Source organism: Methanococcoides sp. (genome assembly GCF_030594565.1).
Classification (GTDB): domain Archaea; phylum Halobacteriota; class Methanosarcinia; order Methanosarcinales; family Methanosarcinaceae; genus Methanococcoides; species Methanococcoides seepicolus.
The window spans coordinates 1-9,096 of sequence record NZ_JAUVEY010000091.1 but is presented as its reverse complement, the minus strand read 5'-3'; the positions used below and the strand labels follow the sequence as shown (position 1 = coordinate 9,096).

Annotated in this window: 9 protein-coding genes; all 9 read left to right on the top strand. The window is 40.8% G+C overall.

What is annotated here, in order from left to right; genetic code table 11:
* The coding region (locus tag QAS77_RS08310) for a UDP binding domain-containing protein (RefSeq protein WP_305064897.1) at positions 1-351 on the top strand (351 nt) is incomplete at its 5' end.
* An 883-nt stretch (positions 352-1,234) separates the two neighbouring features.
* On the top strand, positions 1,235-2,749 hold the full coding sequence (locus QAS77_RS08305; protein WP_305064896.1) for a transposase: 1,515 nt from the start codon (positions 1,235-1,237) through the stop codon (positions 2,747-2,749).
* A gap of 69 nt (positions 2,750-2,818) precedes the next feature.
* Positions 2,819-3,493, top strand: coding sequence for a 4'-phosphopantetheinyl transferase family protein (locus QAS77_RS08300; protein ID WP_305064894.1), 675 nt, complete (start codon positions 2,819-2,821; stop codon positions 3,491-3,493).
* Positions 3,494-3,893: 400 nt separating this feature from the next.
* A complete protein-coding gene (locus tag QAS77_RS08295; RefSeq protein WP_305064892.1) occupies positions 3,894-4,139 on the top strand; it encodes an acyl carrier protein in 246 nt (81 codons plus the stop codon).
* Positions 4,140-4,143: 4 nt separating this feature from the next.
* Complete coding sequence (locus QAS77_RS08290; protein ID WP_305064890.1) at positions 4,144-5,622, top strand: class I adenylate-forming enzyme family protein; 1,479 nt, start codon at positions 4,144-4,146, stop codon at positions 5,620-5,622.
* Positions 5,603-6,619, top strand: coding sequence for a hypothetical protein (locus QAS77_RS08285; RefSeq protein WP_305064888.1), 1,017 nt, complete (start codon positions 5,603-5,605; stop codon positions 6,617-6,619). Before QAS77_RS08290 ends, QAS77_RS08285 begins: the two co-directional genes overlap by 20 nt.
* Before the next feature lie 25 nt (positions 6,620-6,644).
* A complete protein-coding gene (gene nadE / locus QAS77_RS08280; protein ID WP_305064886.1) occupies positions 6,645-7,613 on the top strand; it encodes an NAD(+) synthase in 969 nt (322 codons plus the stop codon).
* Between the two features lie 14 nt (positions 7,614-7,627).
* Positions 7,628-8,368 (top strand): 3-oxoacyl-ACP reductase family protein, encoded by a 741-nt coding sequence (locus QAS77_RS08275; RefSeq protein ID WP_305064884.1) that lies wholly within the window; start codon positions 7,628-7,630, stop codon positions 8,366-8,368.
* A gap of 87 nt (positions 8,369-8,455) precedes the next feature.
* Positions 8,456-9,096, top strand: a 641-nt coding sequence (locus QAS77_RS08270; RefSeq protein ID WP_305064882.1) for a DUF362 domain-containing protein, incomplete at its 3' end; no start/stop codon positions are given.

Sequence of the window (9,096 nt, the reverse complement as noted above, 5' to 3'; positions counted from 1 at the left end):
ATCAGTAATTCGGATGATGCCAGGAACCCGCCGTCTGAGCCGTACAGGGATTTGCTTATTGATGCCGGGTGCACGGTGGATGTGCATGACCCCCATGTGCTGGATTATCCGGGTGTGGATATTTCCCATGAGCTATCCGATGTTGTGAGGGGGGCTGATGTAGTTGCTATATTGACGGGGCATGATGAGTACTTCTCACTGGATGCCGGGGTGTTGAAGGGGTTGATGTGGCAGGAACATCCGGTTATTGTGGATGGAAGGAATGTGGTAGATGCGGATGGGTTCATTGGTGCGGGGTTTGTGTATAAGGGGATTGGGAGAGGAGATAAAAACGAGCATCAAATGAAGTGAAGCTAAAATGTAGTTCTGGTCTGTGAATAACTCACCGCAAAGGTCGCAAAGAGCGCAAAGAGATTGTTACCTTAACTTTGAATTCTCGTGTATAGGTTCGTCTTTGTTTCATATGTACACCCCAAAGGTAAAAGTTGCTTAACTACTTGTCCGTTATTTGGGGTGCACTCCAAAATCGTAAGATACTATATAACACAAAGGTTCATTGAATTCTTTAGGGCTATGGCGTCAATATGGCTTCTTTTTTTCTTACATCTAAATCGTTTATAAATTGCCTTTCTTGCCCTTTATTTTGAGTTATTTTATCACAAACCGATAGTGTAATATCCTAGTGTAACATTACACTATGTATGACATTCATCAGAAAAATAAAGCAACGTGGAAAAACTTACTATGCAGAAGTTTAGAATCAATGGATTGATGGGAAATGTGTTCAAAAACACATCCGATCATTGGGTACCGACCCCGAAAATCCAACAAACATAGCAATCGAACCAACCCATTTTTCATACCTATCTTTGCGGTTAATGCAAGGTTCACTCACACCGAATGACCTCTTTGAGATGTTAGAAAATATGGGTCAGCCGGTGAAAAAGGCAGACCTTAAGCGACTAGGTATTCACTACGATTTTTTAAAAAAAACGTACTCCATCTCCCTATATTACAAGAAGAACTCAAAATAAAAAACCCAACACAATGCCTAAAATGCAAAAATAATCCAAAAACACAGACAACATACACAAGACCCATAAAAACGCTTTCAGGCAAACGAAAATTAAGCATCCGCATAAAATATTGTGAAAAACACGGTGTAATCAACAGCGAAAATCTCTCATTCCTGAATAAAATATGTTTGCCGCGAAGAACCTTTGACACAAAAGTAATGGCGGCAATCGGATATCTCCGGTGGTTTTTCAACTATCAACGAGAAGAAATCCAGTTACTTCTTGGAGCAAGAGGAATCCAAATCTCGACCGGTGAGATATCCAGATTGTCGGAAGAATTTCTTCTTCGATTCTATATTCTTCACAAAAAACATAGTTCTCAGATGAAAGAATTATTCGAGACAAATAAAGGATTTATTCTTCATCTGGATGGAAGTGCTGAAGCAGGGGACGAAATTACTTTCACAGCTAAAGAGGGAATGACAGAGATTACGATAGACAGCTGGATTATGCCATCTGAAAGTAGGCACTATATCAAACCATTTCTTCAACATATAAAAGACACTTATGGAACGCCGCTTGTAGTTATTAGGGATATGTCAAAGGAGATCTCTAAAGCGGCATCTGAAGTTTTCCCAGGGGTATTGCACCAGATATGTCATTCTCATTTTATTCGAAACCTTGGCGATATTCTGTTCAAACATCGTTACAAAGCATTGCGAAATAAAATGATAAACACCAAAGTTCTTCACAAGTTCCTGTCTCTAAAAAAGAAGTGTTTTGAGGGAACCACGTCAAAAAACAAAATAGTGGCTGCAGAACACTATTGGGTCATGCTCGCAATCGAATACATACTTTATCCAAGAGAACGCCGGTCTGACTATCCTTTTGTGCTGCCGTATTTAGAGGTAATGAACCGTGTGATGGAGATTACGAGCATGACCCGGAAGATTGTGATGTGGAATGCCAGACACAACTTTGGAGTTAGTGTGGTTTTGAAGTTTGATGCGTATTTGAAAAAATTGGTCGATGACAAGGATGTAAAATTGTATTTTACGAAGATTGGACATATCTGGGGATGGTTTGAAGAGATTCGGAGCGTGTTGCGAGTGAGTCGTGAATTCAGTGGAAAAGAACAGAATAATTTACCGACTAATGCTGATAAACTCAAGGGAAAAACAATTGAGGCAATGATGAAAATTAAGGGTGAAGGTAGAAAGATTGGCGGCGATTTGAGGATGGTTTCTGAAAAAATCTATGAAAACTGTCAAAGTCACATGGATGAACTGTTTGTGAAAGTTATGAACAATGAGGGGGAGATTTTGGATGTAGTTAGACATAATGCACTTGAGGAGTTGAACCATCGGTGGAGTAGAATGCATATTCGAAGACGTACAGGAAGAAGTAAGACGACTAAAGAAATGACAAAGTATGGGGCTCTTCTTGCTGTTTTGTCTAATCTTGAAAATGAAGAGTATGTTAAGACTGTTTTGGGTGATGTGGATGATTTTGTTAGGGAATTACAAAATGTTACAGATGAAGAACTTCAGGAAGCAAGGCGATTGATAAGAAAGTTTCCACAATGTCCCTTGATTAAATCTGATGTGAAAAGACCTGAAATCCTGTGGGAATTTGTTGCAATTGTTGAGGATGAGTTTAATGACGTGTCGGATGAGAATGTTAACACGTGGCTGTCTAATTTTATTTGTACAGAAGTTAGGTTGACGCCATAGCTTTAGGGATTACCTGTCCATACTGGGTGTTATATACTGGTTCTAATAATAGATATATCGGGAACTGGCATGGACGTAGAATATATAACGATATCATCCATCATTTCTCTGGAACATATACCTCACTTATGGGCACAAAATGATATTCTGATCCTTATAATTGATATGAATGACTATGATACAGTGAGTGTAGATTATCTGGATGACACCGAAATAAAACATTTGGAAGGATTACAAACCAAGTATTTTAAAAAAAGATATACCACCTCCAGAATGATCCTGAAGTATATTCTGCGTCATCTTCTCAAAGAGCGATTAGTATCTGACATAGTTCTGTATAAGGACGAAAATGGAAAAGTCCATGTGCGCAATCATAAAGATATTCACATCTGTATTTCTTATACTGAAAATATTGCTACCCTGACAATCTCAAAGGTCGAGATAGGTGTTGATGTTGAGCTTATGAGATTGCGATCTCTTACAAATATTTCAAAATACCTGCGCACAACACCTTTAGATACCGACAGGTCCATGAATGATCTCGATCTTTTAACGATATGGGCCCTGAAAGAAGCGTATTGTAAGTTTTCGAATAAAAGCATATTTTCCAATTTCAGTAAAGAATTGGATCTTAACAGTGTCTGCCATTCAAGCTATATTATAAACAATAAATATATACTTGCTACCATTACTGATTCGGATCAGCACACGATCAATATAAGTCGCCTTAAGAAAATCGCCTGACATGAAATTTCAGCAGGATTATTGCAAATCAAAATGAAACAATATAAATCCCATATATTTACCTTGGAGCTATTGCCCTGACCAAAAACCAGTGTTTTTTTTCAATATTTATCTGCAGATTGCTCAATCTTTCGATAAAAACTGCTTTTCAATTAAAGCTATGATGGCACATTCCGACCCATAAGAATGTATATGATTTCATATTAAAAATTGATTGGTTAGTAAATAACAAATCGTTAGATTTAAATAAAGTTCGGGATAAGGTTATATTATAAAAATTATATTATTTTCACTGCAGATGTAGCAAAGGTATTGATATTATGATGTGCAATAATAGACAAAGATGTGTAGTGTTCGTGATGATAGATTCTTAAAAAGAAAGTAGGGGTGCTAAGACCACATGGAACATATAAAAAATGATATACTTGACTACCTGAAAAACAGCTCTTTTATGGACAGTACTACTCGCTTGAATGATAATGATTCTCTTACCCAGAACGGCATCATGGATTCGATCGGTATACTTGAACTTATGGATTATATCTGTGAAAAATATTCCATAGAAATTCCTGAAGATATGTTAACCCCGGAATATTTTGACTCATTACAAGGGATCACAGACCTAATTGTCAAATTAACAAAGTAAGATTATGAGAATTGATACCTATCTCACAGAATATGCCAGAAAAACCCCTCACCAGATTGCCCTGGAAGAAGGTAACAACTCAATTTCCTACATATCTCTTGATAAGGATATAAACAACATTGCTTCATCCATGATGGACTTTGAGCATTGTAGATTTGCAATACTGGCTGAACCGGGTATACAATATGTAAAGATGCTCATGGCAGTATATCGGTCAGCCAATATCGCAATACCCTTGCCATTCGAATTACCGATGTTTAGCCTGGAACGAATCATTGAAAGTGCCCATATCAATAACATAATTACAACAGAAACACAGTATTCAAGGTTTGGAGAGGATTTATTTGAGCGTTTTGGAACCGTGATCGTTGTTTCAAATGATACTTCCGTAAAATACTTGCGCAAAAAAATAGCAAGCGAGAAAAATAATCCAGACCTGAGGCTGGTACTGTACACGTCCGGTACAACAGGCACTCAAAAAGGTGTCATGTTAAGTGATAAAAACCTGATAGCTAATGCAGAGTCTATAATAGAGATACTTGGCATAATCCCTAAAGATAAGGCAGCGCTGGTAATATCCCCACACCATGCTTTTGGAAATTCCATAATCGATTCCCATTTTATGGTTGGTGGATCCATCAGGATGGGGACCATGAACTTTGTAGGATCGGTTTTCAATCTGGTAGAATCAGGAGTATCCATATTCTATGGAGTTCCCAGTACCTATCGTATACTTCTTCAATACTCAGAGAGGTTCAAAAAAGCATTTGGGAATGTCAGGATTGCTGCATCCGCAGGTGGGAGTATGGATAAGCCCACTGTGATAAGTATAATGCAATTAACTCCTGATACAAAGATACTGCTAATGTATGGCCAGACCGAAGCCACAGCACGGCTGGCCTACTTACCAACAGAGGATTTGAAGGATTTCGCAGATACAATAGGCAAACCGATTCCAGGAGTCACGCTGGACGTATTCGATGCCAACAGGAGGCCAGTCAAACCGAATATCACAGGTGAACTGGTTGCCAGAGGAGACAATATACTACTGGGTTATCTGGATGATGAGAATGCTACTAAGAAGAAGATCATCAACGGATGGATGCACACCGGGGATCTGGCACAGAAGTTATCCAATGGGTACTTCAAACTGCTGGGACGTAAGGATGATCTTATTAAAATAGGCGATCATCGTGTGAATCCAAGAGAAGTTGAACAAATCATAGAGAACAACAATGAGGTCTCCAGGGTTTTTGTAGTACCGGTGACCCACGAGCTTATGGGAACTGCGATCAGCCTCATGGTCATACCGAAAGCAGGGACAGAAGTCGATACCCTGTTTGCATTCTGCCGGAAGAGCCTGCCTGGTTACCTATACCCCCGGGAGATACTCACCATCGATGATCTCTTTTTGAGCGAGAACAGGAAGATTTCAAATCGATCTATCATAGAGGAATACCAAAATGTCAAAAAAAGTATGTAAGAAATGTGTTCTGGATTCGGATATTCCAGACATAACGATCAATGAGGACAGTGGTCTATGTCATTTCTGCGAAACATATATCCCAATGTCCCCACAGGAAAAGGAGGGATATCTGGCCCGGATGGAAGAACTCTTTGAGGAATATAAGGGCAGAGGTAAATACGACGTGATCTTTGCACTTTCAGGTGGGAAGGACTCTTCATACACGCTCTACAAACTCAAAAAGGAGTATCCCTTTTTGAAGGTTCTGGCTGTCCAGTTCGATAACGGCTTCATATCTGATCGCGCAATAGTGAATGCTAAAAAAATGTGTGAGATCACAGGCAGTGATTATTTCAAACTGACCATGGAAAAGGAGGTACTATATGACACGTTTAGAAAAGCCGCTGAATCCTACGATGCGTTTTCGAATATTGCCAAATATAGAGCCAGTGACATATGCAACACCTGCATCAGTATCATTAAACAAAAACTGATAGAAGAGGCCATCGTTCAGAAAGTACCTTTCATTATGTTTGCCTTCACATCAGGACAGTCCCAAAATCCCATAATCAACTTGCCGGCCAATCTTATAAAGTGGTCCAGAAACCTTTTTGAAAAACAGCTTCAAAAGATAGGTATCGATGACAGAGATGAGGTGTTCTTGATCAAAAAAGACGTTATTGAAAATGTAGGTGAGGATACTCCAATCATGCTGCATCCTCTATGCCTATGGGATTATGATGAAGATATGATCCTGGAGACCATTGTGGAAATCGGCTGGAATCCTCCGGATATTAATGACAGCAATTCGACCAACTGTACATTGAATTCCTTTGCCTGTTACAACCATCTGGAAAAATATGATATACATCCGTATGCATTTGACATAGCGGGAATTGTCCGAAGTGGAGATATGTCCAGGGAGGAAGGATTGGAAAAACTTCATCGTGAGCTATCGCTACCACTGATAAAGGAAGCTGCAAAGAAACTTAAAATAAAGGTGAAAAATTCATGAAATATGTTATAAGGAGAGTGATACCATGCAGATAATCGATGAACTGAACAGAAATGCTGGAAAGATGGCCGAAACGATCAGGATCTTTATCAAAGATCAGATTGCGGGTTTTAAGAAAAAGGGAGTGGTCATAGGAGTCTCAGGAGGCATTGATTCAGCTGTTACTCTTACACTTGCTGTACAGGAACTGGGAAATGATAATGTATACGGCCTGCTCCTTCCGGAAAAAGAATCAGCTACGTCCAGTGCATCTCTTGGAGCAGATATCTGCGAAACCCTGGGTGTGCCGTATGAAAAGGTATCCATCTCCCCCATACTTGAATCACTGGCCATCTATGATAAGAAAGAACAGATCATACAGAGAACCTGCCCGGAATATGACCCCCATATCCACAAAACATCACTGGTGTTGCCTGATCTGCTGAATCAGGATTTGTTGAATGTTCCATACATACAGTTGGTAAAAGACGATGAAACGATTGCAAAGCACAGGTTGAAAGCAAGCGATTATCTGGAACTGATCGGATTGCAGAACGTCAAACAACGGTCCAGAATGCTAGTCCAGTATATGTATGCCGAGAAGATGAACTATATTGTTTGCGGTACAACCAACAAGACAGAAATTGCCCTAGGCCAGTTCGTGAAATACGGGGACGGTGGTGTGGACATTGAACCCCTGGGAGATTGTTATAAGACCCAGGTCTATGCTCTTGCAAAACATCTCAACGTCAATGAAACGATTATACAACGGCCGCCAAGCGCTGACACATGGAGCCATTACACCTCTGATGAGGACTTCTACTGGCGCATGCCCATCCACATCCTTGATCAATTATTGTATGCACAGGAACATCAACTGTCTGTAGAGGTGATTGAAAAGAATACCGGGCTGTCCGGAGAGACTATATATAAGACCCAGAGACACATCAACAGAATAAGAAACACCACCGCATATGTGCGGGCAGCTCCACCTATCTGTTATCCTGACAGCTGAAACACAGGAGAAAAATGCTTACCGGCAAAGTGGTATTGGTCACAGGGGCAAGTCGAGGGATTGGAAGAGCTACAGCCTTGCTGGCAGCAGAGAACCATGCACATGTAATCATCAACTACAACAGGAGTGAGGGAAAAGCAGTTGAACTGGTGGACCTAATCTGTAGCAAGGGGCTTAATGCTTCAATGATCAAGGCCGATATCTCATCCGAAGACGAGATCAAGGCCATGTTCTGGTCTATTAAGGAGAAACATTCCAGGCTCGATGTGCTTGTTAACAATGCAGGGATCATGCAAAACAACCTTCTGATGCTGACTAATATGGAACAGTTCGACCATACTATCGGTGTCAACCTGAAAGGAACATTCCTGTGCACCAGATATGCATCGAACATGATGAGAAAGCAAAGATTCGGAAGGATTATCAATCTATCGTCCACCATAGGACTCCATGGGTATGCAGGGCAGACAATACATTCGGCAAGCAAGGCTGCAGTGAACGGATTTACAAGATCCGCGGCAAAGGAACTGGGCAGATATGGGATAACGGTCAATGCTATTGCACCTGGCCTTATTGAGACTGACCTGATCAAAGATATCAAACCTGATATTCGAGAGAAAATAGTATCCAATACTGCACTTGAACGGATCGGTACTCCGGAAGATGTCGCAAAGGTGGTATTGTTTTTAAGTTCTGACCTTGGGAATTATGTCAGCGGAGAGGTCATTGTGGTGGATGGCTGTCAGATGATGTGATTGTGATCAATATCAGACTGTCGTAGTCGTTGCATCTATATTCTTAAGGATCAAAAACAATTTAACCGGTAAACTAAATGTATGGTCATGAAAAACAGAGTCTCCATCGTACATTGCTGCGATTATTCAAATGTAAAAGATGCGATTAAAGAAGCACTCGATCTGATCGGTGGTCTTGAGACGATCATAGCTCCGGGTAACCGTGTACTGCTTAAACCTAATATACTTGCTATTCGCCCTCCGGAGGATTCCGTCAACACCCACCCAGCAGTGGTATCGGCAATGTGTGAACTGGTATCTGATGTGGGCGGTATCCCTATTGTAGGAGATGGATCAGGAATTGTAAGACCCAATTCCACTGCCACCGCGGAAGCACTTAAGGTATCAGGCATTGAAGATGCTGCGTGCAGTTGCGGGGCAGAGGTCATCAATTTCGAGACATCGGGTTTTGTAGAGGTCGATGTTCCCGATGCCAGACAGCTTTCGCGTCTGTATATAGCAAAAACAGTACTCGAAGCTGATGTAATCATCTCGCTTCCAAAGCTCAAGACCCATGAGCTCACACTCTACACAGGTGCGGTCAAAAACTTATTCGGCACCATTCCCCGGAAAAACCGCAAACAAGCACATTTCCTGGAAGATCGTGACCTTTTCGGAGAGGCAGTTGTGGACATATACTCTATCATTAAACCTCATCTTGCAGTTATGGACGGTGTGGTTGGAATGGA

Bases quoted from the DNA above. Each gene is read 5' to 3' on its own strand.
- QAS77_RS08305 (WP_305064896.1), top strand. From the start codon at position 1,235: ATGGCGGCAATCGGATATCTCCGGTGGTTTTTCAACTATCAACGAGAA.
- QAS77_RS08300 (WP_305064894.1), top strand. From the start codon at position 2,819: ATGGACGTAGAATATATAACGATATCATCCATCATTTCTCTGGAACAT.
- QAS77_RS08295 (WP_305064892.1), top strand. From the start codon at position 3,894: ATGGAACATATAAAAAATGATATACTTGACTACCTGAAAAACAGCTCT.
- QAS77_RS08290 (WP_305064890.1), top strand. From the start codon at position 4,144: ATGAGAATTGATACCTATCTCACAGAATATGCCAGAAAAACCCCTCAC.
- QAS77_RS08285 (WP_305064888.1), top strand. From the start codon at position 5,603: ATGTCAAAAAAAGTATGTAAGAAATGTGTTCTGGATTCGGATATTCCA.
- nadE (WP_305064886.1), top strand. From the start codon at position 6,645: ATGCAGATAATCGATGAACTGAACAGAAATGCTGGAAAGATGGCCGAA.
- QAS77_RS08275 (WP_305064884.1), top strand. From the start codon at position 7,628: ATGCTTACCGGCAAAGTGGTATTGGTCACAGGGGCAAGTCGAGGGATT.